The 24,180-nt window shown below is 72.5% G+C and carries 19 protein-coding genes; 7 read left to right on the top strand and 12 right to left on the bottom strand.

Annotation, left to right across the window (positions count from 1 at the left end; translation table 11 throughout):
• Positions 1-53 precede the first annotated feature (53 nt).
• The 5 genes from ABZS58_RS10595 to ABZS58_RS10615 all read right to left on the bottom strand — a co-directional run bounded on the left by ABZS58_RS10595 (position 54) and on the right by ABZS58_RS10615 (position 5,938).
• Positions 54-1,301, bottom strand: a complete 1,248-nt coding sequence (locus tag ABZS58_RS10595; RefSeq protein ID WP_354779843.1) for a family 16 glycosylhydrolase — start codon at positions 1,299-1,301, stop codon at positions 54-56.
• A 104-nt stretch (positions 1,302-1,405) separates the two neighbouring features.
• Entirely contained in the window at positions 1,406-2,290 is an 885-nt protein-coding gene (locus ABZS58_RS10600; RefSeq protein WP_354779845.1) for a hypothetical protein, read from the bottom strand.
• A complete protein-coding gene (locus ABZS58_RS10605) occupies positions 2,280-2,621 on the bottom strand; it encodes a PadR family transcriptional regulator (protein WP_354779847.1) in 342 nt (113 codons plus the stop codon). Before ABZS58_RS10605 ends, ABZS58_RS10600 begins: the two co-directional genes overlap by 11 nt.
• A gap of 218 nt (positions 2,622-2,839) precedes the next feature.
• A complete protein-coding gene (locus tag ABZS58_RS10610) occupies positions 2,840-4,492 on the bottom strand; it encodes a methyl-accepting chemotaxis protein (protein WP_354779849.1) in 1,653 nt (550 codons plus the stop codon).
• A 105-nt stretch (positions 4,493-4,597) separates the two neighbouring features.
• Complete coding sequence (locus ABZS58_RS10615) at positions 4,598-5,938, bottom strand: condensation domain-containing protein (RefSeq protein ID WP_354779851.1); 1,341 nt, start codon at positions 5,936-5,938, stop codon at positions 4,598-4,600.
• 338 nt (positions 5,939-6,276) lie between these two features.
• On the opposite strand from ABZS58_RS10615, the gene ABZS58_RS10620 reads away from it, so the two are divergent.
• Entirely contained in the window at positions 6,277-7,320 is a 1,044-nt protein-coding gene (locus ABZS58_RS10620; RefSeq protein ID WP_354779853.1) for a LacI family DNA-binding transcriptional regulator, read from the top strand.
• Between the two features lie 103 nt (positions 7,321-7,423).
• Here the strand turns inward: ABZS58_RS10620 and yicI are convergent, their stop codons facing one another.
• Positions 7,424-9,760, bottom strand: coding sequence for an alpha-xylosidase (gene yicI, locus ABZS58_RS10625; RefSeq protein ID WP_354779855.1), 2,337 nt, complete (start codon positions 9,758-9,760; stop codon positions 7,424-7,426).
• Positions 9,761-9,888: 128 nt separating this feature from the next.
• Here yicI and ABZS58_RS10630 point away from each other — a divergent pair, with 128 nt between their 5' ends.
• Together ABZS58_RS10630 and ABZS58_RS10635 are read left to right on the top strand one after the other, a co-directional pair.
• Positions 9,889-10,236, top strand: coding sequence for an MmcQ/YjbR family DNA-binding protein (locus ABZS58_RS10630; protein ID WP_354779857.1), 348 nt, complete (start codon positions 9,889-9,891; stop codon positions 10,234-10,236).
• Positions 10,237-10,246: 10 nt separating this feature from the next.
• A complete protein-coding gene (locus ABZS58_RS10635) occupies positions 10,247-10,501 on the top strand; it encodes an acyl-CoA-binding protein (protein ID WP_354779859.1) in 255 nt (84 codons plus the stop codon).
• A 106-nt stretch (positions 10,502-10,607) separates the two neighbouring features.
• Here ABZS58_RS10635 and ABZS58_RS10640 read toward each other — a convergent pair whose 3' ends face one another.
• The 4 genes from ABZS58_RS10640 to ABZS58_RS10655 form a co-directional block, all read right to left on the bottom strand.
• On the bottom strand, positions 10,608-12,668 hold the full coding sequence (locus tag ABZS58_RS10640) for an MMPL family transporter (protein ID WP_354779861.1): 2,061 nt from the start codon (positions 12,666-12,668) through the stop codon (positions 10,608-10,610).
• Between the two features lie 200 nt (positions 12,669-12,868).
• Positions 12,869-13,765: an RNA polymerase sigma factor SigJ gene (gene sigJ / locus ABZS58_RS10645; protein WP_354779863.1), complete on the bottom strand. Its 897-nt coding sequence runs from the start codon at positions 13,763-13,765 to the stop codon at positions 12,869-12,871.
• Complete coding sequence (locus tag ABZS58_RS10650; protein WP_354779865.1) at positions 13,762-14,952, bottom strand: FAD-dependent oxidoreductase; 1,191 nt, start codon at positions 14,950-14,952, stop codon at positions 13,762-13,764. The genes sigJ and ABZS58_RS10650 overlap by 4 nt, the downstream gene beginning before the upstream one ends.
• 307 nt (positions 14,953-15,259) lie before the next feature.
• Positions 15,260-16,429 (bottom strand): hypothetical protein, encoded by a 1,170-nt coding sequence (locus tag ABZS58_RS10655; RefSeq protein WP_354779867.1) that lies wholly within the window; start codon positions 16,427-16,429, stop codon positions 15,260-15,262.
• Between the two features lie 138 nt (positions 16,430-16,567).
• Between ABZS58_RS10655 and ABZS58_RS10660 the strand changes: the two genes are divergently transcribed.
• The 4 genes from ABZS58_RS10660 (at position 16,568) to ABZS58_RS10675 (ending at position 19,054) form a co-directional block, all read left to right on the top strand.
• Entirely contained in the window at positions 16,568-17,407 is an 840-nt protein-coding gene (locus ABZS58_RS10660) for an alpha/beta hydrolase (protein ID WP_354779869.1), read from the top strand.
• A gap of 147 nt (positions 17,408-17,554) precedes the next feature.
• Positions 17,555-17,947, top strand: a complete 393-nt coding sequence (locus ABZS58_RS10665) for a DUF2267 domain-containing protein (protein WP_354779871.1) — start codon at positions 17,555-17,557, stop codon at positions 17,945-17,947.
• Between the two features lie 526 nt (positions 17,948-18,473).
• Positions 18,474-18,695 carry a hypothetical protein gene (locus tag ABZS58_RS10670; RefSeq protein ID WP_354780167.1) on the top strand — a complete coding sequence of 74 codons (222 nt, stop codon included), beginning with the start codon at positions 18,474-18,476 and terminating at the stop codon, positions 18,693-18,695.
• Between the two features lie 140 nt (positions 18,696-18,835).
• The gene (locus ABZS58_RS10675; protein ID WP_354779873.1) at positions 18,836-19,054 is read left to right on the top strand and encodes a hypothetical protein; all 219 of its coding nucleotides are present in this window, start codon (positions 18,836-18,838) and stop codon (positions 19,052-19,054) included.
• Positions 19,055-19,104: 50 nt separating this feature from the next.
• Here the strand turns inward: ABZS58_RS10675 and ABZS58_RS10680 are convergent, their stop codons facing one another.
• Together ABZS58_RS10680 and ABZS58_RS10685 are read right to left on the bottom strand one after the other, a co-directional pair.
• Positions 19,105-21,831, bottom strand: a complete 2,727-nt coding sequence (locus ABZS58_RS10680; protein ID WP_354779875.1) for a LuxR C-terminal-related transcriptional regulator — start codon at positions 21,829-21,831, stop codon at positions 19,105-19,107.
• Between the two features lie 700 nt (positions 21,832-22,531).
• Positions 22,532-24,016 carry a long-chain fatty acid--CoA ligase gene (locus ABZS58_RS10685; protein ID WP_354779877.1) on the bottom strand — a complete coding sequence of 495 codons (1,485 nt, stop codon included), beginning with the start codon at positions 24,014-24,016 and terminating at the stop codon, positions 22,532-22,534.
• Between the last annotated feature and the right edge of the window lie 164 nt (positions 24,017-24,180).

The following is a 24,180-nucleotide window of genomic DNA, read 5'->3' on the forward strand; positions in this document are numbered from 1 at the left end:
GTCAGCGGCGCCGTTTCTGGTTGCCGGCGCCGTCAGCGGTGCTCATGAACCCGCTATCTGCGCCACTTCTGGTTGCTGGCGCCGTTGCAGGTCCAGATGTGCAGCTTCGAGCCGTTGGCGGTGGCCACGTTCTGCACGTCCACGCACTTGTTCGCCTGGATGTTCACCAGGTCGCCCGCACCGCTGAGGGTGAACCTCTGGGCGCCGGACCCGTTGCAGGTCCACAGCTGCACGACCGTGCCGTCGGCGGTGCCGCCGCCGGACACGTCCATGCACTTGCCGAGCGCCCGCACCGAGCCGTCCGCGTTGAACGTCCACTGCTGCGCGCCCGTGCCGTTGCAGTCCCAGATCTGCAGCCGGTTGCCGTCGGCCGCGTTGGACGACGGGATGTCGATGCACCGGTTGCTGCCCTGGCCGATGATCGGCCCGGCGCCCCCGCCGCCACCGCTGGTGTACGCGTACACCCGCACGTAGTCGACGGTGAGCGTCTGCGGGAACTGGGTGGTGCCGTCGGGGTAGCCCGGCCAGTAGCCGCCGACCGCGAGGTTCAGCAGCATGAAGAACGGGTGGTCGAAGACCCACCGGTCGCCGCCCAGGTCCGCGGGGGTGCGGGTCTGGTAGAGGTTGCCGTCCACGTACCAGCGCAGGACGTTGGGCTCCCACTCGACCGAGAACGTGTGGAACGCGTCGGCGAACGGCTGCCCGATCGTGTACCCGGCCCCGATGCCCTCGGCGCCGGAGTAGCCCGGGCCGTGGATGGTGCCGTGCACGGTGTTCGGCTCCTTGCCGATGTTCTCCATGATGTCGATCTCGCCGCTGTTCGGCCACGGGTTGCTGCCGATGTCGGCGCCGAGCATCCAGAACGCCGGCCAGATCCCCTGCCCGCGCGGCAGCTTCATCCGGGCCTCGAAGCGCCCGTACGCCTGGGTGAACTTGTCCTGCGTGAGCAGGCGGGCCGACGTGTACTGGCAGGTGCCGTAGTGACACTGGTAGTTCGCCGGGTTCTCCCGGCGGGCGGTGATCACCAGCTGCCCGGCACCGTTGAGCGAGGCGTTGCTCGTGCTGTTCGTGTAGTACTGCTGCTCGTTGTTGCCCCAGCCTCCCCCGCCGATGTCACGCTTCCACTTGCCGGCGTCGGGGGCACTGCCGGCCGCGCCGTCGAACTCGTCGGACCACGTGAGCCCGCCGATGGCGGCGTCGGCCGCATTGGTGCTCGCGTCCCGCACCGCGACCGCGGTGAGGAACGTCAGAACGGTCGCACCCAGCATGAGCAGGGAGCGAGCCTTGACGGAGACGTGCATTGAGCGAACCTCCTACAGGACATGGCGGTGTCCGTAAACAACCTTTCCGGATTGACTTTCGTCGAACCTACAAAGCCGCAGGCCGCCCCGTCAAGAGAGCGCTCTCAGTGGCCCATGGCATGCCTGACGCTCAGCCGGTGGGTCTTGACGGCGAGGTCGACCGCGGCGACGAGGACGAGGAGGCCCACCCAGCCCTTGGCGGCCTCGTCGGTCACGGCCGCGGCGAAGACCGGCCCGGCGCCGAGGACCCAGGTGAGCACGGCGCACATGACCAGGCCGTGCACGACGTCGACCCGGTGCAGCAGCCGCCGCCACCGCCCCTGCCACACCAGGACCGCCTCGATGAGCAGCGAGACGACCAGCACCGCGAGCACGACCGGCCCGCGGACGCGCAGGAACCCCTCGTCGTAGACGAACCCCTCCCGCGCGGCAGGGGCGATCGCTCCGACGGCCCGCGCGGGATCCAGCAGGACGAGCGTGCCGAGGACGAAGAAGGCGAGCGCGGCCGCGTGCCCGGCCCGGTTGATCCGGTCGGTGGGCACGCTCCTCGGCCGCCAGCCCTTGTCCGGCCGGCGACGGCGCCTCCACGCGGCGATGGCGAAGCCGGCCAGGAGCAGCCCCAGCCATGCGAGCATGACGGGCAGCGACTGCTGCACCGCCCGCTCCACGTCGCGCTGCGGCCCGGTCCGCTCGGTCAGCTCGTGCAGCACCGCCGCGTACGCGATCAGCGCCGCTCCCCCACCCGCGAGGGTCAGGAACCGCCGGGTGTCCGCGGGATCGATCAGGGTCACCGGCGGGCCATACCGCGCGGCGACCTCCGCCGGGCGGCCGAACGCCTCCAAAAGCTCGCGGGCCCTGTCGTCCCCGGCCGCGGCGACCTCCTCGGCCAGCAGCGCCCGCAGCTCCAGCGCCACGTCCCGGCGCTGGGCGCGCGGCAGGAGACCGACCACGTCGGCCACATAGTTGTCGATGAGCTCGTCAGCGGTCATGTTCGCCTTCCAGGAGGTCGTCCATCGCCGTGTTGAGGCCGCGCCAGGTGGCGGTCAGCCCTTCGAAGAGCTTCGCCCCGTCGTCGCTGAGCGCGTAGTAGCGCCGGGGCGGCCCCTCGGCCGTGCGCCACTCGCTGCGCAGCACCCCCTGCGCCTCGAGCCGGCGCAGCAACGGATAGAGGGTGCCCTCCTCGATCGGCATCCCCCGCTCCACGAGGGACTGGCGCAGCTCATACCCATACCGCAGCGTCCGCAGCTGGGACAGCACCGCGAGGACGACGACACCACGCCGCAGCTCCTGCTCCAGCTTCTCGCCGGCCCCGCCTACCATGCGCCACACAGTACCATGTGCCACACAGCTTCAGGCATCCCCGAATTTCCGGTGCCCGCCCCACCGCACCGCCCGCGTCACACGCCCGCGTCACACGCCAGGGCCCGCCCGTCCGGCGGAGCGGGAGACCGCACCAGGACGGCGCCGGGCAGCCGCTTTCCACCGCGGTCCACGGCAACGGCGCCCGGTCATCCTGCCGGCGTCGCCACGTCACGCGGTCAGATGCGGAACCTGCCGACGGCGTGCTGGAGGTCGGCGGCGAGGGTGTTGAGTTCGGCGACCGTGGCGTCGACCTCGGTGAGGGTGGACGTGGTGGTGTCGGCTGCGTCCGCGACGCCGGCGATGTTGCCGGCGATGTTCGCGGCGCCGTGGGCGGCGTCGCCGACGCTGCGGCTCATCTCGCTCGTGGTGGCGGTCTGCTCCTCGACGGCGGAGGCGATGGTGAGCTGGTAGTCGTTGATGCGGGCGATGATCCGGCTGATCTCGCCGATGGCGCCGACGGCGTTGGCGGTGTCGGACTGGATCGCCTCGACGCGGCGGGAGATGTCCTCGGTGGCGCGGGCGGTCTCCTGTGCGAGGTCCTTCACCTCGCTCGCCACGACCGCGAAGCCCTTGCCGGCCGCGCCGGCGCGGGCCGCCTCGATGGTGGCGTTGAGGGCGAGGAGGTTCGTCTGCTCGGCGATCGACGTGATCACCTTGACGACGTTGCCGATCTCGGCGGAGGAGTCGCCGAGCTTCGACACGGTGCGGTTCGTGGACTCGGCGACGCCGACCGCCTCGGAGGCGACGCGGGCGGCGTCGTTGGCGTTCTGGGCGATCTCGCGGATCGACGCGCCCATCTCCTCGGAGCCGGCGGCGACGGTCTGGACGTTGTGCGACACGGTGCCGGCGTCGCCCGCCACGACGTTCGCGCGGGCCGCGGCGGCCTTGGCGCTGTCGGCGATGCGGGTCGTGACGCTCGTCAGCCGGCCGGTGCTCGCGCCGAGGGTGCCGGCCGCGGCGGCGAGGGTCTGGACGGTGCGGCCGACGCTCTCGTTGGCCCGGTTCATCGCGGCGGCCATCGCGCCGAGCTCGTCGCGGGCGTACACGTCGGCGCGCAGGGTCAGGTCGCCGTCGGCGACGCCGCGCAGCGTGTGGGAGACCGAGCGCAGCTGCAGGTTCATCCGCCGGGCGATGCCGAGCGCGAGCGCGAGGGCGAGGAGCAGGCCGGCGACGAGCGAGCCGATCGTCCAGTTGCGGGCGCTCGCGTAGTCGGCGCGGGCCGCGGCCGCCATCGTGTCGGACTCGGTGGTCTCCTGCTGCTGGAGCTTCGCCAGCGCGGTGTTCATCTGCGCCTCGAGGCCCTGCCACAGGGTGTTGCGGGCGGCCGGGTCGGTGGGCACGGTGACGCCGGCCGCGGGGGTCTTGTTGAGCACGACCACGTCGCGGAGGTTGCTGTAGTCGGTGTACGCCTTCGCGAAGTCGTTCAGGGCGGCCTCCCGCACGGCGGAGCCGGCCAGCCGGGTGCGGTACTTCGCGATCGCCTCGTCGATCATCGTGTCGCCGCCGTCGATCGCCTGGGTGCCGCGCGGGCCGAGGGACGGGTCGTAGGCCGACCACGAGACGAGGGACTGGCCGCGGTAGTTCTCGCTGACGCCCTGCCGGATCACGACGAGTTGCTCGACGCTCTCCAGGTGCCGCGTCTTGAGCTGCCCGAGCCGGTCGTTGAGCTGCGACATGTTCGTGATCGACAGGATGCTGACGCCGATCGCGACGAGCGCCACGAGCGCGATGCCGATGAGGTTCTTCGTCCCGACCGACCGGTCGGCGACCCAGCCGGCGAGGGGGCTGCGACGGACCGTCACCTCGACGGGGGTGGTGTCTGTGCTCATGTGACGTCCTAGCGGCGACAAGGGCGGTGACCGGGAAAGCGGTGACCGGGAAACGCATTGGCCGCATCGGCAGTGTCGCGCCGGGACTGAGGAAAAGCGCTGATGTCAGACCATTGCGGGCTGGTCGAGGGCGGCGGACACGACCAGGGACTCGATGCCGCGCAGGCAGGTCTCCAGCATCGAGGGCGAGACGGCCGCCGTGTCGACCCGCCAGGTGAGGTCGACCGCGTCAGGGGCGGCGTCCACGTGCAGGAAGCAGGTCGCGTCCCACTCGTTGGAGCCCGGCCCCCACCGCAGCGCGCTGTCCGCCACCGCGGCGGCGATCCCGGACGGCGAAACCGGCGAAGACGACGAACCGGCGGCGGAACGGCGGCGGTCGTTGAAGTAGCAGCCGGTGTCCAGGTCCACGCCGCGCTCGGCGGCGACCCGGTCGACGAGCGCCCACAGGTCGCGAGGATGGTAGTAGGCGTACATCCCGGCGGTCAGCTGGCTCTTGAACGTCCGGGCGACCACCTCGGAGAAGTCCGCCCCGGCGGTGTCGATGACCGCGAGCCCCGCCTGCGCCAGGTTGCTGACCGACTCGGCGAACCCCGGCCGGAAGCGGTTGCTGACCACGATCCGGAACGCCCCGGCCGGCAGGCCCGAGAGGCGGCCGACCATCACGGCGTACGCCGCGAGCAGCACCGTGCCGGAGTGCACCTGGGTGCGGGCGGCCACCGCGGTGAGGGCGAGCCGCAGCGCGGGCGAGGTGAGCGTCGCCTCGCACCACCGCTCTGGCTGTGGTGCGAGCGGCACCGGGAAGCGGCGCGGCTCGATCGACCGCAGCTGCTTCTCCCAGTACCGCAGCGACGCCTGATGCTGCCGGCGCGCGGACGCACCCTGCTGGGCGGCGGCGAGCGCCAGGGGCTGGACGCCGGCGACGGGCGCGAGGTGGCGGCCGGTCACCGGGTCGAGGTTGGCGAGGTCCGCGATGAGCGCCTCGAAGCCGTACCCGTCGATGACCATATGGCAGTACAGCGCGACGAACCACAGCGCGTCGCCGCCGGGCGAAGCGACGACCGCCATTCGCACCGGCCAATCCGTATACGGATCCCACGGCGCCGCCTCGTACCGGGCCCGGACCGTTGCGGCGAGCCGCGAAGGGTCACCGTCGTCGTCGTACACCTCCAGCGTGACGGAGCCGGAGGAGGCCAGGATCTGCCGGGGCGGCGCGGCGGAGCCCGAGGCGAGCAGGCGGGTCCGCAGCGACTGGTGCCGGCTCATGATGAACCCGAGCGTCGTCGCGACGTCCCTGACGGTCGTGCCGGCGGCGAGGGCCATCGTGCCGCCGGCCCATTCGGTGGCCTCGACCACCCCCATCGACCGCCACGCGGCGAACTGTCCCCAGGTGAGTTCCCCGACGCCGCTGCCCTCGCCTTCGAAGGGCACGGTGATCCGGTGCGGCACAGCGGCCCCCAAACGTCGTAGCAGCGGCATCGAGTCCCGGCAACGATTTAGAGAGAACGGACAGCCTTCATGGCGATCTCCTTTCCGCATATTCACCCATCGATCAAAAAGCGATGATGAGCGGTGCCGGGAGCGTAGCTTCCGAGCCGCTGGAAGGGGAAGGGACGAGCACTCGTTAGGGGTGGTGAAAGGGTAGTCCAATCAGCGGAAATTCATTGATGCTCGCATTATCGTCGTCAATTTACATGGGTCCGGAAATTTCGTACCCACCGCGACAAAGACGCCGTGCGTCGCATACTGTCGTGCGGGCAGGCCCGGGGCGGACAGGAATGGTTGGCATGGCGACGATCGGTGACGTGGCGCGGCAGGCGGGGGTGTCCCCGAGCACCGTGTCGTATGTCCTGAGCGGCAAGCGGACGATCTCCGAGGAGACCCGCCGGCGGGTGCTCGCCGCCATCGACGTCCTGGGCTACCACCCGCACGCCGGCGCGCGCGCCCTGGCCAGCAACCGCTCCAACGTCATCGCGCTGATCATGCCGCTCTACACCGGCCTGTACGTGCCGGTGCTGATGCAGTTCGTGATCTCGGTCGTGACGGCGGCCCGCCGCTTCGACCACGACGTGCTGCTGCTCACCCAGGACGAGGGCGAGCAGGGCCTGGAGCGGGTCGCCGCGAGCGCGCTCGCCGACGCGCTCATCGTGATGGATGTCGAGCTGCACGACCGGCGGCTGCCGCGGCTGCGGGCGCTGAGCCGGCCGTCGGTGCTCATCGGGTTCCCCGCCGACGCGGACGGGCTCACCTGCATCGACCTGGACTTCGCGGCGGCCGGCGCGGCGTGCGCCGAGCATCTCGCCGACCTCGGTCACGAGTGCGTCGCCCTTGTCGGTTCGCCGCCCGAGGTGTACGAGCGTGAGCTCGGCTTCGCCAGCCGCACCGCGGCGGGGTTCGACGAGGCGCTGCGCCGCCGGGGGCTGCGCGGGACCACCGTGCCGTGCGAGCCGACCCCCGACGCGGTCCTGGCGACGGTCCGGGGGCTGCTGGAGCGCCACCCGGACCTGACCGGTGTGGTGGTGCACAACGAGCCGACGGTGCCGCCGCTGCTGGACGCGTTCGCCGCGCTCGGCCGGCGGGTGCCGCGGGACGTGTCGGTGGTGGCGATCTGCCCGGACGAGGTCGCCGACCGCGGCAAGCCGCGGCTCACGTCGGTGCGCATCCCGGCGGAGGAGATCGGGCGCCGCGCGGTGGAGCTGGTCATGGCGAAGCTCGACGGCCGGCCCGTCCCGGAGGCGACCCTGCTGCCGCCCGCGCTGGTGGTCCGGGACAGCGCCGCCGCCGCACGCGCCGTCGGGCCCGGGTCCCGGCGCCGTCCCGCGACGTCGTAGCGGGCGCGGGCGCCGGCGGATCCGGCGCGCGGGTGGCTCGGGGACGGCAGGGCCGCCGCGGTCCGGAACACCATGTCCGGGCCGCGGCGGATGCCGGTTCACCCTAGGAAAGCGTGATGGTGAGCCGCTCGACCTCGGCGCCGGCGGCGACGATCACCCCGGCGGGGTCGGGCGTGACGGTGTGGGTGAGCCGGCCGGTATCGACGGCCGCCACCGTGTCGATACCGGCCAGCTGCACCCGCCAGGGCGCCGCGCTTCCGTCGTCGCGACGCACCTCGACGGTCGGCCCGGCCCGGCGCACCGTGAAGGTTGCACTGGGACCGCCCTGCGGCGAAGGGATGTCCACGGTCGTGCCCGCGCCGTCGGGCAGTTCGTGGACCCGCAGGGTGACGCCGTCGGCGTATGGGTAGTCGGGGCGGTCGTCGCGCGCGCCGAGCGGCACGACCGAGCCGGGCCGCACCAGCACCGGCAGGTCGCCGATCCCGTACCGGCGGCGGATCCAGCCGGGCCCGGTCAGCACCTCCCCGCCGCGCAGGTCGGTCCACCGCCCCGCCGGCAGGTAGAAGGTGACGTCGCCGTCGGCGCTGAACACGGGCGCGACGAGGATGCCGCCGCCCAGCATGTACTGCCGGTCCAGGTGCGCGCACGCCGGGTCGTCGGGGAACTCCAGGGCCATCGGTCGCAGCACCGGCAGCCCTTCGCGGTGCGCGGCGACGGCGGCGCCGTACAGGTACGGCATGAGCCGCGCCTTGAGCCGGGTGTACTCGCGCAGCACGGCGACCGCGTCGTCGCCGAAGTGCCACGGCACCCGGTAGGACTCGTTGCCGTGCAGCCGGCTGTGCGACGACAGCAGCCCGAACGGGATCCACCGCGTGAAGACGGCGGCGTCGGGGGTGCCTTCGAAGCCGCCGATGTCGTGGCTCCAGAACCCGAACCCGGTCATCGCCAGCGACAGCCCGCCGCGCAGGCTCTCGGCCATCGAGGCGAAGGTGGCGCTGCAGTCGCCGCCCCAGTGCACGGGGAACTGCTGGCCGCCGGCGGTCGCGGACCGGGCGAAGAGGACCGCCTCACCCTCGCCGCGGTGCTCGCGCAGGACCTCGAAGACCGCCTCGTTGTAGAGGTGCGTGTAGTAGTTGTGCATCCGCAGCGGGTCGGCGCCGTCGGCCCACACGACGTCGGTGGGGATGCGCTCGCCGAAGTCGGACTTGAAGCAGTCGACGCCGAGGTCCAGCAGCCGGCGCAGCTTGTCCTGGAACCAGGCCTTCGCCGCCGGGTCCGTGAAGTCGACAAGGCCCATCCCGGCCTGCCACTGGTCCCACTGCCACACGTCGCCGTCCTCGCGCCGCACCAGGTAGCCCCGCGCGGCGCCCTCGGCGAACAGGGCCGAGCGCTGCGCGATGTACGGGTTGATCCACACGCAGATCCGCAGCCCCTTCGCCTTGAGCCGGGCCAGCATGCCGGCCGGGTCGGGGAACGTCACCGGGTCCCACTCGAAGTCGCACCAGTGGAACTCGCGCATCCAGAACGTGTCGAAGTGGAACACCGACAGCGGCAGCCCCCGCTCCGCCATGCCGTCCACGATGTCCGTCACCGTCGCCTCGTCGTACGAGGTGGTGAAGGACGTGGACAGCCACAGGCCGAACGACCACGCGGGCGGCAGCGCCGGGCGCCCGGTCAGCGCCGTGTACTTGCGCAGGACGTCGCGCGGGGCCGGGCCGTAGATGACGAGGTATTCCAGGACCTGCCCGGGCACGCTGAACTGCACCCGTGAGACGGCCTCGGAGCCGACCTCGAACGACACGGGCCCCGGGTCGTTGACGAAGACCCCGTAGCCGGCGCTGGTCAGGTAGAACGGCACGTTCTTGTACGCCTGCTCGCTGCTGGTGCCGCCGTCGGCGTTCCAGACGTCGACGGTCTGGCCGTTCTTCACCAGGGGGCCGAAGCGCTCACCCAGGCCGTACACCACCTCGCCGACGCCGAGGTCGAGCTGCTCGCGCAGGAAGTGCCCGTCGCCGGTGCGCAGCGCGGCGAGGGCCTTCGGCGCGCTGCCGGTGAGGACGCGGCCCTCGGCGAGGAAGTCGAGGCGCCACCGGTCGCCGAGGGCGAAGCGTGCGCTGAGCGCGCCGGCGGTGAACGTGACGGACTCCTCGTCGCGGGTCACCTTCGCGTCGGCGGCCGGGTCGGCGTCGATGCGGAAGCTGGGCCCGCGCCGCCGCCCGCCGGTGTGCCGGCTGACCCTGACGGCGACGACGTCGGGCGCGGGGGTGCTGCAGTCGACCGTGAACAGCGGCGTGTTGAGGGTGTCGCCGCGGCCGGTGACCCGTCTGGCCGGCGCGTACACCGACAGGCTGCGCGCGCCGACGGCCACGTCGCGGACGTGCACGGGGTACAGCGCGTGCACCCCGTCGCGCAGCTGCCAGTATCCGTCGCTGAACTTCATGCACGCCCCATCTGCCGATCCGCTGTCGAAGCGCTTCGACAGTGCGCCACCAGCCCTGGGAGTGTCAACCGTCCGGCCCGTGCGGCCAGGCACGGGCGTGAAACTTCCACGTGCGCGACAATGCGCGGGTGGCAGTATCGGACGCACAGTTCCTGGCGATGGTGGACGGGCTCGCCGAGGTCTCGCTGGCGCACGCCGCCGACTACACGTCGTTCAGCGTGCACGGCAAACGGTTCGGCTACTTCTGGCCCCGCACGCACACCACCGGCCTGAAGCAGACGATCTCGGAGCAGATCGCCCTCGTCGCCGAGCGCCCCGACGTGTTCGAGGTGCAGTTCACCTCCGGCGGTTTCGGCTGGGTCGTCGTGTACCTGCGGAAGATCGCCGCCGACGAGCTGCGCGAGCTGCTCTACGAGGCGTGGCAGCTCACCGCGCCCGGGTCACTCGTCGAGGATCACCCACCGACCTTCACGTAGGCTGGCGGGCATGTCCCTCGCCGCGGATTTCGAGCAGGCCCAGACCGACGTCAAGCAGCTGCCCAGCCGCCCCGCCAACAACGTCCTGCTCCGCCTGTACGCCCTGTACAAGCAGGGCACCCACGGCGACGCCGACGGCAAGCGCCCGGGCGTCTTCGACCTGGTCGGCCGCGCCAAGTATGACGCCTGGAAGTCCGTCGCCGGCACCGCCCGGGAAGACGCCCAGCGCCAGTACGTCGCCCTCGTCACCGACCTGCGCGCCTAAGGCGTGTTTCAAGATCTGTGACTCATAGTTGACCCGCTTTCGCCGCGACCAGCTCAGAACCGAGGCGGCCTTCCGCAGGTGCCAGAGCGGCCGCGGCGAAAGCCTGTCATGTGCCGGCGCTCACGACCGCGGGTTCGGGGTCGGACCTGCCCGCGGGCGGCTGGGGGTCGTGGTGCTTGAAGAGCTTGCTGGGCCACCACATCCATCGACCCACGTCCAGGGTGAGCGCGGTGACCAGCACCGAGCGGACGATCATGGTGTCAAGCAGCACGCCGAACGCCACCGCGAACCCTAGCTGCGCCGCGAACACCAACGGCAGCGATCCCAGCGCCGCGAAGGTGCCGGCCAGTACCAGACCCGCCGACGTGATCACGCCGCCGGTGGCGGACAGCCCGGTCCGCGCGCCGCGCCGGGTGCCGTGCAGCAGGGCCTCTTCCCGCACCCGGGTCACCAGGAAGATGTTGTAGTCGATGCCCAGGGCGACCAGGAACACGAACACCAGGAGCGGGAAGTTCGCGTCCGCCCCGGCGAAGTCGAACACGTGATTGAACATCAGAGCGCTCACGCCGAGGGCCGCTCCGAATGACAGCACCACCGTCGCCATGAGCAGCAGCGGGGCGACGATCGCCCGCAGCAGCAGCGCGAGGATGCCAAAGACCACGATCAGCACGACGGGGATGATCACCTTGGTGTCGCGGGCGGCTGCCTGTTGCGTATCGAATGCGATCGCCGTGCTGCCGCCGAGCCGGGCATCCGCGCCCTCGATCTTGTGGATCGCGGTTCTGGCCTGCTCGACGGTGCGCATCGCGGCCTCGCTGCCGGGAGCGTCCTTGAGCGTCCCGAGAACGAGGACCTCACCATCCTTGATCATCGGCGCCGCGACGTCGGCGATCCCTGGAACGCCTGACAGCACGCTCTTGACCTGCTCCGCCGAGGCGGCCTTGGCCACGACGTAGACAGGGTCGCCCGACCCGGCCGGGAAGTGCCTGGACTGGATCTCCTCGCCGACGACCGCCTGTGGCGCGCTGGTGAACTGGCCCTTGCCCGGAATCCCATCGGCCTTGAGTCCCGTCACCCCGAGTGTCAGGACGCCGAGGGCGAGCGCGGTGCCGACCCACACGATCCGCGGCCGGCCGGCGATGACGGTGCCGACCCGCGTCCAGATGCTGTCCTTGACTGTGCCCACCGAGCCGTACGACGGCTTCGCGGGCCAGAAGATCCAGCGGCCGCAAATGACCAGCAGAGCCGGCATCAGCGTGACCATGGCGAGCAGCCCGACGAGAATGCCGATGGCACAGGCCGGCCCGAGCCCTTTGGTGGAGTTGAGCGTGGCCAGCAGCAGCACCAGCAGGCTGACAGCGACGGTCGCGGCGCTGGCGATGATCGCTGGGCTGGAGCGGTACAAGGCCTCCGCCATCGCCTCGTGCCGGTCCTCGTGGCGCCGCAGCTCCTCCCGGTACCGCGAGATGAGCAGGAGCGCGTAGTCGGTGGCGGCGCCGAACACCAGGACGGTCAGAACGAGGCTGGTCTGCGTGTTGACGGTGAGCCCGGCGTTCTTCGCCAGCAGGTAGATCACCGCTTCCGCCATGACCAGGGCGCCACCCGCGGACAGCAGCGGCAGCAGTGGCAGCAGTGGGCTGCGGTAGGTGAGCAGCAGGATGACGACCACCACCAATGCGGTGATCATCCCGAGGGCACCACCTCCTCCGAAGGCCGTGATCGAGTCGGATGCATAACCGGCCGGTCCAGTGACGTGGAACCCGAGACCGTCGGCGTTCTGTTCGCCGATCCTGGTCATCGCGTCGACGACCTTGTGAGCCCCGGCCCAGCCCTCGTTACCGTCGTCGACCTGGACCACAGTCTGGATGGCCTTGCCGTCCTGGGCCCGCAACGGGCCCTGCGGCTGCCCCACGACCTTGTCGATGCCCTTGAAGGCTTCGACGTCAGCCTGTGCCTTGGCCATGTCGGCAGGTGTGACACCCTCAGGTCGGTCGTAGATCACGATCGCTGGCAGGGTCTCGGCGGGCTGGAACTTCTTGGCCTGGTCGATGACCTTGGTCGCCTCCGCGTTGCTGGGCAGCCAGGCCGAATTGTCGTTCTTCTCGACATCGCCCAGCTTGCCGGCCAGCATGAGAGCCGGCACCATCAGGATGATCCAGACGGCCAAGATGGCCCATTTCGCAATCCTGCCACTGGGCAAGGTCATGACTTTTCGCAACATGGAGATTCCTCAGTGTCCAGTCGAGGTGGGAAAGCTTGCCGGGATTGATGACGGCGTAGATCCGCACACCTGGCTGCCGCCCGAATTGAGGGCGAGAACGACGACGGCGAAGGGTGCCGCCGATGGCGCCAGGACCTGCGGGCCCCTTACCGGCTGATCTGACGCCGGACCGTCATCGCGACGAGTTTGTCTGGATTGCGGACGGCGTAGAAGTTGGTGATCTTCCCGTCGATGATCTCGATCAGGAGGACACCTTCGGGACGGTCGCCGATGTGCGCGACCATCGCGGGACCGTTGTTGCAGTTGACCATCTGGATCCGCATACCCGGCATCCGCCCGCCTGTGCGGAAGAGGTCGATGAGGAGGCCGGCCACCTTCTGCGCGCCCACCACCGGCGAACGCGCCGCAGTGGCCTTGCCACCGCTGTCGGCGGTCCAGGTGACGTTCGGCGCGAGCAGGGACAGCAGCCCGGCCATGTCCCCGGTGACCGACGCGGTCCTGAACCGCTCGGTGATCTGCATGGTCTCCGCGGCGTCGACGGGCTGGAACCGCCTGCGTCGCGCCTGCACGTGCTCGCGGGAGCGGTGCGCCACCTGATGCACCGTCGCCACGGATTTGCCCACCGCTGCGGCGATCTCGTCGTAGCCGAAGCCGAACACCTCGCGCAGCACGAACACCGCACGCTCATCGGGGGTGAGCGTTTCGAGCAGCACGAGCATCGCCATCGACACCGACTCGGCGAGCACCACATCGGCCGAGGGGTCGGTGTCGTCGAGCAGCAGCGGTTCGGGCAGCCACGGGCCTACGTAGTCCTCGCGACGGCGCGCACTTGCCCGCAGTGCGTTGAGCGTCTGACGGGTCACCAGCCGTGCCAGATACGACCTGGTGTCCCGCACCGTCGAAAGGTCCACCTCGGCCCACCGCAGGTAGCTGTCCTGCAGCACGTCGTCGGATTCGGTGGCCGAGCCGAGTATCTCGTAGACGATCGTGAACAGTAACGGCCGCAACAGGGTGAATCGCTCGGCATGCTCGTCCGTGGTCATTGAGACGTGCCCACCGACGCAACGGAGGCCGGCTGCTGCAGCCGGCGACCGCCCTTGACCCAGCCGGCGGAACCCGGCTCGCGGGCCTCGCGACGGATCCTCGACACCGCGACCTTGCAGGTCAGCTCCTTGATCGCGGCACCCAGACGGCCGCCGATGTAGATGTTCACCGCGGTGTCGTCCCTGCGGGCGAGCTGGCGCATGGCGGTGTGCCGGCCGAGGCTGACGCACGATCCCGTGAGTGCCTGGTCGATCACCGCCGGTTCGGTCCCCGCGATGCGGCTCAGCACAGTGTCGGCGGCCTGAACCCCCAACGGCCCTGCGGCCTGACAGCTCATCCGCAGCGGCTGGCCGGACGGCGCTGCGGCGTCCCCGGCGGCAACCACGCGGTCATCATCGATGCTGGTCAACGTCTCATCCGTGAGTAGCCGCCCGAGCGTGTCAGTACGCAGCCCGCTCGCGGCCGCCAACTCCGGCACACCGAAACCGGTCGCCCAGACGGTCACTGCGCTCGAACGCGCCGTACCGTCGGCAAGGACGATCGCATCCGGCCGAACCTCGGTCACCACGTCAGCTTCGAGCACGGTGACACCGTGCCGCGACAGCCACTTGGCGGCGTATCGGCGACCCGACGCACTCCATGACGACACCAGGGTGCCGCCACACACCAGGGTGACCGTCCGTCCTTGCTCGGCCAGTTCGGCGGCCGTCTCGACGCCGGTCAGTCCGCCGCCGACCACGGTGACCGGAGCCCCTACGGGCAACTCCTCCAGCCTGGCGCGCAGCCGCCGCGCGGACTCGAACTCGGCGATGGGGTGCGCGAACTCGGCCGCGCCACGCACCGATGGCGGTATCGCTGCGGTGCTACCGACCGCGTAGAGGACATAGTCGTACTTCAGCGTCCGGCCCGACGCCAGCAGCACTACGCGCGCGGCGGTATCGATGCGCGCGGCGCTGTCCACAACCAGCTCGATGCCGTCGCCGAGCAGCCTGCCGTAGCCGACCGTGGCGTCGGCGGTGCCGGCCACGAACTGGTGCAGCCGCACTCGTTCGACGAAGTCCGGCCGGGGATTGACCAGGGTGATGCCGACGCCGGCCCGCATCCGCAGATGATTGGCCGCGAGCGTTCCTGCGTAACCACCGCCGATGACGACGACCCTGTGGCGTGTGTCGTTGTGCTCAGTCATGCCCCCAAGACACCGGGGAGCGCCGAGACCTGACACGACGTGACGCGCATCACCCCACAGTAGTACGCCGGACACGCCGACCGGGCGAACGGATCACGCCCAGGCCGGCCACGCTGCGTTGACCTCATGATCATACTTTCGGTCAGACCTGCCGGGTGACCGATACGCCCTGCGCTCATATGCACCGGTTCCGTCTGAAACGCGTGCGTTGCCGAGCCGGGGGCTCTGCTGCGAGATTCCCCAGGTCCGTCGTGCGCGGCAGGTCTGCCGCGGAACCGCCGGGAAGCTCAGGGCCGTCGTGCAGGGATCACCCCGCGGCGGCCCTGTCCCGTTCCGGCGCCCGTGGCAGCAGCGCGTCCGTGGCGGCGCACACGCCCGTCACCGTGACCAGGAACAGCGCCGCGGCCAGGAGGATGCGGACCTCCGGGTAGGTCGGCGGCGGGAGCAGCGCCGCGCCGGCCGCGACCACACCGGCGACCACGGCCACCGACATCCGCGCGACGACGGCGGCACGCTCGCCGGGGACGACGTCCCGCACGGTCAGCACGACCGCCGCCCCGGCGACCACGACCGCCCCGGCGACGGTGATCCACGGGGTGCCGAGGTCCATGGCGTACCGGATGGGCAGCGCGGGCACGAAGAACAGCGCCGCGAACCAGGCCAGCCCCGACGCCACCGCCCGGATCCCGGGTCCGGGCCCGCGGACCCCGGCCGCCCGGCGGCGGGCGGCGAGCCGGGCGAGGAGCAGGACGCCGCCGGCGACCGCCGCCACCGGCAGCAGCCCGGGCACGTGGCCGAGGTTGTAGAGCAGCGCGGTGTCGTACACCAGCAGCACCAGGACACCGAGCGACGCGGCGGACCCGACGGCGATCAGCACGTCGATCCCCGACCCGGGCGCGCCGCCGGTCGGGTGCGGCCGCAGGCGTCCCGCCAGGACGGCCGTCACGACGCAGGAGACACCTCTCAGCACGAGGTCGTCGCCGGTGTACGGGTTGCGCAGCCCCCACTCGACGAGCCCGAACACCACCGTCCAGGCGACGCAGGCGGGCAGCAGCACCGCCGGCGCCGTGAGCGCCCTGGCCCGGACCGGGTCGAGCCAGCGGCACACGCACAGGTAGGCGAGCACCACGAACGGCAGCTCCAGGAACGCCTGCGCCCGCAGCACGCTGAACTCGAGCAGCTCGGGGGCTCCGAAGGCGGCGGCGACGGCCCGCATCCCGGCGCCGTCGGCCAGGGCGAACCAGCCGGGCGGCAGGTACCGCGCGATGAACCCCGGGTCGCCGTCGTGCACGCGCAGGACGTACACGCTGAACAGCACCTGGTTGAGGTAGACGGCGGCGACCACGCCGGCCAGCCACGGGCCCGGACCGCGCCCGGTGCCGGCCGGCGGCGCGAGCGTCGCGCTCCAGGTGAGCGGCACGCCGGCCAGGACGGCGACGACGACGAGCAGGTCGACCGCGGATCCGACGCTGAGCATCCCCGCACGATACGCAGGCGTGCGCCAAATCCCGGGACGCCCGCGAACACCGGTGATTTCGCCGATACGGAAGCGGCCGCCACCTGCACACACTGACAGCCATCGAAGTTACGAAGGTGTTTCGAGAGGAGTGCAGCGTTGCGAAAAATCCTGCTCAGGCTGGCCGTCGTCCTCACGTTCATGGGCGGCGGGGTCGCCGTGGCCGCCGCCCCGGCGCTCGCCGACCAGATCGGCCAGGCCCCCACCGCCGCCAACATCACCGGTAACGGGAGCTTCGCGACCACGTCAGCCAGCATCTCCAGCCTGGTCACCGGCTTCGGTGGCGGCCGGGTGTACTACCCGACGGCCGCGGGCTCCTACCCCGTGATCGCGATCTCGCCCGGCTTCACCGCCACCTGGTCGAGCCTCTCGTGGATCGGCCCGCGCCTGTCCTCGTGGGGTTTCGTGGTCGTCGGCATCGAGACGAACAGCATCTACGACCAGCCCGGCAGTCGCGGCAACCAGCTCCTCGCCGCGCTCAACTGGGCCGTCAGCTCCTCCCCCACCGCCGTGCGGTCCAAGGTCGACGGCAGCCGCCGCGGCGTGGCCGGCCACTCGATGGGCGGTGGCGGCACCCTGGAGGCCCTCGCGGCCGACACCAGCGGTCTCGTCAAGGCGGGTGTGCCGCTCGCACCGTGGAACAGCGACAAGTCCTGGAACAACGTCAGTGAGCCGGTCCTGATCGTGGGCGGCCAGGCCGACACCGTCGCGCCGGTCTCCTCGCACTCGATCCCGTTCTACAACACCCTCGCCGGGCCGAAGGCCTACGTCGAGCTGGCCGGGGCGAGCCACTTCTTCCCGCAGACGACGAACGCCACCACGTCCCGCGCGCTGGTCTCCTGGTTCAAGCGCTGGCTCAACCAGGACTCCCGGTTCACGCCGTTCACCTGCGGCTTCTCGGGCGTGGCGGTGTCGGACTTCCGGTCCAACTCCTGCTGATCCCGCCGCGGGTCGCTTGCTGAAGGCCGGGTCCCCGGCGCTCGTGCGGTCACCCCGTGCGAGCGACGGGGACACGCCCGTGCGGCGGCCAGGATGGGGTGCCGGGTCTTCCGGGTGCCGGGTCGCCACGACGGTTGGGGGATCACGATGGAGGAACGCGCGTTCGCCGCGGCGGTCGCGGAGCAGGCCGGCCTGGGCAAGGAGGAGGCCGCCGATCTCACCCGCGCGACCTTGGAGGCGCTGGGCAACCAGCTCAGCGGCGGTGAGGTGCGCGACCTCGCGACCGACCTGCCGGAGGGGCTCGCGGCGAGCCTGCCGCAGCGGGCGGGCGGGGCGCGTCCGGTGCCGTTGCGGGAGTTCATCCACCAGGTCCGCGAGCGCACGGGCCTGAACCCGGCGGAGGCGACCCGCGGCACCCGGGCGGTCCTGAGCACGCTCGGCCGCGCGGTGGACAGCCCGCACGTGCAGCACGCGCTGACGCAGCTGCCGGCGGAGTACCGGGCGTTCTCAGCCGCCGGCCGGCGCCCCGAGGGTCAGTAGCGGTCCCCGCACCGCGGGCGACCCTTGTCCCGGCACCCGTCGTCCGCCCGCGGCGCGTCCCGGGACTTGTCGTCCGCCGGCGGCGCGTCCGGGGACCCGTCGTCCGCCGGCGGCGCGTCCCGGGACTTGTCGTCCGCCGGCGGCGCGTCCGGGGACCCGTCCTTCTCGCGGCGTCCAGGTGGACGGACGCCTGCTGCCGCCGGTCCGGTCGCGGGCGGTGCCACGCGGCATCGGCACAGCGTGCCTCGACGGCGGCGATGACGAGGCGCCCGGTGATCTCACCGCCGGCCCTCGGCGGCGGCCGCAGGTGGGCCGGGGGCACCACGCGGATCATGGCGGCGTCCGCACCCCGGACGGAGGGGACAGCCGGCAGGTCCCGCACGATCGCCATCCCGTCGCCGTGACGGATCTCCCGGCCCGCCGGAGCGCGGCCCGTCGACCGGTCCGGTCCTGCCGCGGATCCGGCGCCGCGCAAGCCGTGCTCACCAGGTCGTGTGAGGGCGGCATCGGAGGGTAGGGGTGGCGCATGAATGACGACCCGATCATCTCAGGCGTGCCGGCCGCCGCGCGCAACGCCGAGCCGGGCGACGGGCGGCCCGTCATCGTCCGCACCGGGGCGGACCAGCCATGGGACCCCGAGGACCTGGCCGTGGCGGAGGGCCGCGACCCGACCCCGCGCAACGTCGAGCGCAGCCGGCGGGCCCTGGAGGAGCTCGGACCGGCGGCGATCGAACGCACCGTCCCGTGAAACGGTCCGGGCGCGCACCTCGATGTGCGCACCCCGGCCGCGACCGTCAGCCTGCCGCCCGGGGCACGCTGCACGCATCGGCGGAATCACCGGTGTAGGGGGTTAGGGCCAGCATCGCGTACGGGCTGGGCGTCTTCCACGTGCCGAACCGCTGCGGCGGATACTGGGGCCACCCCGGCGACGTGCCCGGCACGAGCACCTTCAACGGCGTCGACGACTCCGGTTCGAAGGCCGTCGTGGTGTACCGCACCACGGGGCTCACCTCGGGCGACGCGCTGGACGGCCGGGTCATGCGGCTCGTCGACGACGTCATGTGCCGGTCATGCCGTCACCTCCGCTACGCTCCGGCGCCGACCTGACCAAACACTGAGCCCATGATGACCGGCCCCTCCGCTGCGCTCCAGTCCGGTCATGACACGACCTTCGCCAGCTCGGTACGGGAGCGGACGCCGAGGCGGGTGAAGATGTTGCGCAGGTGGTGATCGACGGTGCGGGGGCTGAGGAACAGGACCTCGGCGACCTCACGGTTGGTGGCGCCGCCGGCGACGAGCTCCGCGATGCGGGCCTGCTGCGCGGTCAACGCGGGCCGGGCCTCCTCGACGGGGGTCGGGCTCACGTGGTCGCCGGCGGCCCGCAGCTCCGCGGCGGTGCGCTGCGCCCATGGTGCCGCACCGAACTGCTCGAACGTGGCGAGGGCGCGGCGCAGGTGCTCGCGGGCGGCGGCCGGGTGCCGGCGGCGGCGCAGCTCCTCGCCGTAGAGCAGCTCGGTGCGGGCCCGGGCGAACGGTGAGTCCCCGGCGAGATGCAGCCGGATCGCCTCCCGGAAGCGGGCGTCTGCCTCGTCCTCGGTGTCGGCGAGCAGCGCATGGCACCGGGCGGACAGGGCGAGCCACGTCGGGTTGGCGGTGCTGGACGCCCAGACGTCGTACGCCCCCAGGATCTCCCGGGCGGGTGCCCGGTCCCCGCACCGGGCGACGGCCTCGACCAGGGTCGGCGTCGCGGGGATCTGTACCCCGAGGTGCCCGCGCCCGCCGGCCGTGCGCATCACGCCCCACAGCCGGCCGGCCGCGTCTGCGTTGCGGCCCTCGGCGACGTCGAGCAGCGCGGCGGCCCACACGCACATGGCGCGGGCCTGGCTGTCGACGTCGACGCCGGCCCTCGCCCGGCACCGGCGCGCCCACGCCTGGCTGGCGGGCCCGTCGCCGAGCATGCCGAGGACGACGGCGAGCATGCCGCGGCAGTTGTCGGCGACCGCGTCCTGCCCGGTCGCCGCGGCCAGGCGCTGCCCCTCGGTGGCGGTCGCGACGGCGAGGTCCAGGTCGCCGAGCGCGAACGCGGCCGTCGCGGCGAGGTCGAGGGCGCGCGGCACGGTGGCCCGGTCGCCTTCCCCACCGGCGAGCCGTGCGGCGCGGACCGCGAGGCGGTACGCCTGCTGGTCCTCGCCGATGAGGATCGCGGCGCCGGCGGCCCGGACGAGCGCCTGCGGGTCGTCGATGCCCGCCGCGAGACGCAGGACCCGCCGCATCGGCTCGCCCGCCCGGGACGGCTCCCCGGAGAACAGCGCCCTCAGCCCGGTGAGATGCTCGAACAGCAGCACCGCGCCGGCTGTGTCGCCGGGTCTGCGCAGCCGCAGCGCCCGCCCGGCGAGCGCGACGAACTGGTCGTGCCGCCCGGTCGCGAGCAGCGCCTCCCCGGCGAGCGTGAGCGCCCCGAGGCTGCGCTGCCGGTCCTTGACGATCAGCCGCCCGGCGGCCGCGATGAGCGTGTGCTGCTCCCCGCCGCTCGCGCCGGTCCGCAGGTCGATCTCGCCGAGCAGCAGTTCCCGCTCCGCGTGCAGATGCTCCGGTACGCCGGGCGCGAACACCGACCGCAGCAGCATCCTCGCCTGGTGCGGCTCCCCACCCCGCCACGCGAGCCTGGCCGCGGCGAGTGTCCGGTCCGCGGCCAGGACGGGCTCGCTGGTCAGCGCCGCGGCCTGCCGCAGGGCGGTCGCCGCCAGCGCGGGCGGCACACCGTCCGCCGCCGCGGCGAGCGTCCCGGCGAGCCCGTCGTCAGGCCCGTCCGCGACAGCGGCCCGGTGCAGCGCGGCGGTCAGCACTGCCCTGGGCTCCCGGCTCGGCGGCGCGGCCGACGGGCCGGGAAGTGTCGTACCCCGGCGATAGCGTGTCGGGCATGACGGAGACCCGGCGTTGCCTGGCACGGCCTCGTCGCCTGGCACGCACTTGTGCTCGGACCGGGAGGGTGGGGTGGCGAGGAGGCGGTGGGCGGCACGGCGGTCGGCGAGTGGGGCCTCCGCGTAGAGGACCGGGGCGAACAGTGGCGGGACGAAGCGGACCTGGTCGTCGTCGACGTGGATCAGCTCGGCCTGTTCGGCGGGGGTGAGTTCGGTGGCGGGGTGGCCGGCGCGGAGGAGCACGGCGGCCGGGCAGCCTGGTGCGCCGCCGTCCAGGTCGTGGGTGGCGGTGAGGGCGGCGGTCGCGGCGAGGAGCAGGGCGCCGCGGGTCGGGGCGGGCAGGGAGCACAGCACGGCGCGGTAGTCGCGGCGCAGCGGACTGTCGCGGGGCAGGGTCACCGGCGGGGCGGCCTGGCCGTGGCGCTGCTCGGCGGTGAGGGCGGCGGCGAGTTCGACGAGGGCGCGCGGGTTGCCGCCCGCCATGCCGGCGAGGACCCCGGCGACGTCGCCGGCGAGGTCGGGCACGACGGCGGTGAGCAGGTCGCGGCTGTCGCGCAGGTCGAGCGGCGCGAGCCTGAGCACCGGCAGGCCGGCCAGGGCCTCCTCGCTGCCCGGGCAGGCGGGCGTGTCGCGCAGTGCGAACAGCATCGCGATCCGGTCGCCGCCGATCCGCCGGGCGGCGAGGGCCAGGGCGTCCAGGGAGGGCCGGTCCAGCCACTGCGCGTCGTCGATGCGGCACACCACCGGCCCGCGGGACTTCCGGGCCAGGGCGCGCAGGGCACCGAGGACGGCAAGCCCCGCGGCGAGCCGGTCGGGCACCGCACCGCCGTGACCGCCGCCCAACGGCAGGTCGTCGAGGTGCGGCAGCAGGCGATGCAGCGCGGCGTACGGCAGTCCGGCCTCCGCCGGGCAGCCGCTCACCGTCAGCTCGACGCCGGCGTCCCGCCCCGGACCGGCGCACACGGCCGCGCTCCGCCCCGCGGCGGCGGCCGAACCGCTCCGGCCCGCGGCGTCCCGGCCCGGACCGGCGAGCCCCGCGGCGCTCCGGCCCGGAGCGGCGGGCGCGGCGCCGCGATCCGGAGCGGCAACCTCCACCGCGTCCCGCCCAGGACCGGCAACCCCCGCACCATTCCGCCCCGAAGCGCCGAACCTCGCAGCGTCCCGGCCCGAAGCAGTGGCCGCCGCAGCATCCCGTTCCGAAGCGGCAACCCCCGTCCCGTCCCGACCCGAAGCGACAACCCCCGTCCCGACCCGTCCCGAAGCGGCAACCCCCACAGGGTCCCGTCCCGAAGCGACAACCCCCACAGGGCCCCGACCCGAAGCGACAACCCCCACAGGGCCCCGACCCGAAGCGGCAGCCGCTGCAGGGTCCCGGCCGGCGGCTGCGGGTTCAGCGGGGTGCCGGCCAGTGGCGACGGGCACGGCGGCGCGGGCCGGAGCGGGGCCGGCGGTGTCGTGCGGGGCGGCGGTGAGCAGGGTGGTCCTGCCGATGCCGACCGGGCCGGTGACGACGAGGGCGCCGCCGTGGCCGGTCGCGGCGGCGGTGAGCAGGGTGGCGATGGCGGCACGGTCGGCGTCGCGGCCTCGCAACGAAACTTTCTGCACGGTCGATGCACTAACCATGTCGCCAGTGTTACGCGTCGGTAACACCAATGGAAGGGGTTCAGGGTGACATGACGGTCCTTCGCAGCTCACGCTTCAGCACCTTGTGGCTCGGGCCGAGCGGCAAGGCGTCGACGAACCGGACCTGGCGCGGGTACTTGTGCCGCCCGAGGCGCTCCTTCGACCAGGCGATGAGCTCCTCCGCCGAAGGCGACCCGGACGGCACCACCACCGCGCAGATCTCCTCGCCGTGCACCGGGTCGGGGACGCCGATCACCGCGACCTGCGCGACCCCGGGGTGGCGGGCCAGGACCTCCTCGACCTCCCGGGGGTACACGTTGAAGCCGCCCCGGATCACGAGGTCCTTCTTCCGGTCGACGATCGTGACGAAGCCGTCCGGGTCGATCGTGCCGAGGTCGCCGGTGCGGAACCAGCCGTCCACCACCGCGAGCGCGGTGTCCGCGGGGCGGTTCAGGTAGCCGGCGAAGACGTTGTGCCCGCGGACGACGATCTCGCCCAGGACGCCGGGCGGCAGCAGCGCGATCCGCTCGTCCACGGCGGCGTCCGCGACCGACACCTCGACGCCCCAGACGGGGTGGCCGACGGTGCCGGGGCGGGTGCCGAAGTGCGGCTGGTTGGTGGTGGCGGTCGGTGAGGTCTCGGACAGGCCGTACCCCTCGTAGATCGACGTCGAGAAGGCCGCGTTGAACCGCTCCAGGACGGCGACGGGCAGCGAGGCGCCGCCGGAGACGCACAGCCGCAGCCGGGGCAGCTCCCCGGCACCGGCGGCGGCCTCCAGCAGGGCGAGGTACATGGTGGGCACACCGTGGAACACGTCGACCTTCTCGCGGACCATCAGCTCGAGCGCCGACGCGCCGGTGAAGCGGGCCAGCATGACGAGGGTCGCGCCGAGGCGGAAGGTGCCGTTCATGCCGACGGTCTGCCCGAACGTGTGGAACAGGGGCAGGCAGCCGAGCACCACGTCGGTGGGGCGGGCGTCGTTGGCGTCGAACACGTTGACGGTCGCGTTCATGACGAGGTTCAGGTGCGTCAGGACCGCGCCCTTGGGCTGTCCCGTGGTGCCGCTGGTGTACAGCACGACCGCCGGGTCGGACGGGTCCCGCGACTCGTACGAGCGCAGCGGCTCCCCCGAAGCCAGGTCCCCCGGGGCGACGACCGGGATGCCGGCGAGAGCGGCGGCGTCCGAGGCCACCGCGGGGTGGCAGATCATCAGCCGGGCGCCGCTGTCGCGCAGCGTGTACGCCACCTCCGAGGCCGTCAGCAGCAGGTGGACCGGCACGACGACGGCGCCGAGGGCCAGGATGCCGTAGTAGGCGCGCGGGAAGTCGGCCGTGTTCGGGCACTGCAGCGCGACCCGGTCGCCGGGGCGCACCCCGAGCTCGCGCAGGGCACCGGCGACGACGAGCGCCTCGTGCCACAGGTCGGCGTAGCTGATCCGCGAAGCGCCGTCCACGACCGCGGTCCGCCGGGCGTACCGGCGCGAGGACTCGGCGAGGATGGCCGCGACGGACAGGGTCGCGGTCACGCCGCCACCTCCGCTGCGCTCCGGCGTCGCCCTGACCCGACAACTGAGCCGATGATGCCCGACCCTCCGCTACGCTCCAGTCCGGTCACGCCGCCACCTCCGCTGCGCTCCGGCGTCGCCCCGACCCGACAACTGAGCCGATGATGCCCGGCCCTCCGCTACGC

The sequence above is a fragment of the Dactylosporangium sp. NPDC005555 genome (assembly GCF_040605635.1).
Lineage (GTDB): Bacteria > Actinomycetota > Actinomycetes > Mycobacteriales > Micromonosporaceae > Dactylosporangium.

Bases quoted from the DNA above. Each gene is read 5' to 3' on its own strand.
- ABZS58_RS10595 (WP_354779843.1), bottom strand. From the start codon at position 1,301: ATGCACGTCTCCGTCAAGGCTCGCTCCCTGCTCATGCTGGGTGCGACC.
- ABZS58_RS10600 (WP_354779845.1), bottom strand. From the start codon at position 2,290: ATGACCGCTGACGAGCTCATCGACAACTATGTGGCCGACGTGGTCGGT.
- ABZS58_RS10605 (WP_354779847.1), bottom strand. From the start codon at position 2,621: ATGGTAGGCGGGGCCGGCGAGAAGCTGGAGCAGGAGCTGCGGCGTGGT.
- ABZS58_RS10610 (WP_354779849.1), bottom strand. From the start codon at position 4,492: ATGAGCACAGACACCACCCCCGTCGAGGTGACGGTCCGTCGCAGCCCC.
- ABZS58_RS10620 (WP_354779853.1), top strand. From the start codon at position 6,277: ATGGCGACGATCGGTGACGTGGCGCGGCAGGCGGGGGTGTCCCCGAGC.
- yicI (WP_354779855.1), bottom strand. From the start codon at position 9,760: ATGAAGTTCAGCGACGGATACTGGCAGCTGCGCGACGGGGTGCACGCG.
- ABZS58_RS10635 (WP_354779859.1), top strand. From the start codon at position 10,247: ATGTCCCTCGCCGCGGATTTCGAGCAGGCCCAGACCGACGTCAAGCAG.
- sigJ (WP_354779863.1), bottom strand. From the start codon at position 13,765: ATGACCACGGACGAGCATGCCGAGCGATTCACCCTGTTGCGGCCGTTA.
- ABZS58_RS10650 (WP_354779865.1), bottom strand. From the start codon at position 14,952: ATGACTGAGCACAACGACACACGCCACAGGGTCGTCGTCATCGGCGGT.
- ABZS58_RS10655 (WP_354779867.1), bottom strand. From the start codon at position 16,429: ATGCTCAGCGTCGGATCCGCGGTCGACCTGCTCGTCGTCGTCGCCGTC.
- ABZS58_RS10665 (WP_354779871.1), top strand. From the start codon at position 17,555: ATGGAGGAACGCGCGTTCGCCGCGGCGGTCGCGGAGCAGGCCGGCCTG.
- ABZS58_RS10670 (WP_354780167.1), top strand. From the start codon at position 18,474: ATGAATGACGACCCGATCATCTCAGGCGTGCCGGCCGCCGCGCGCAAC.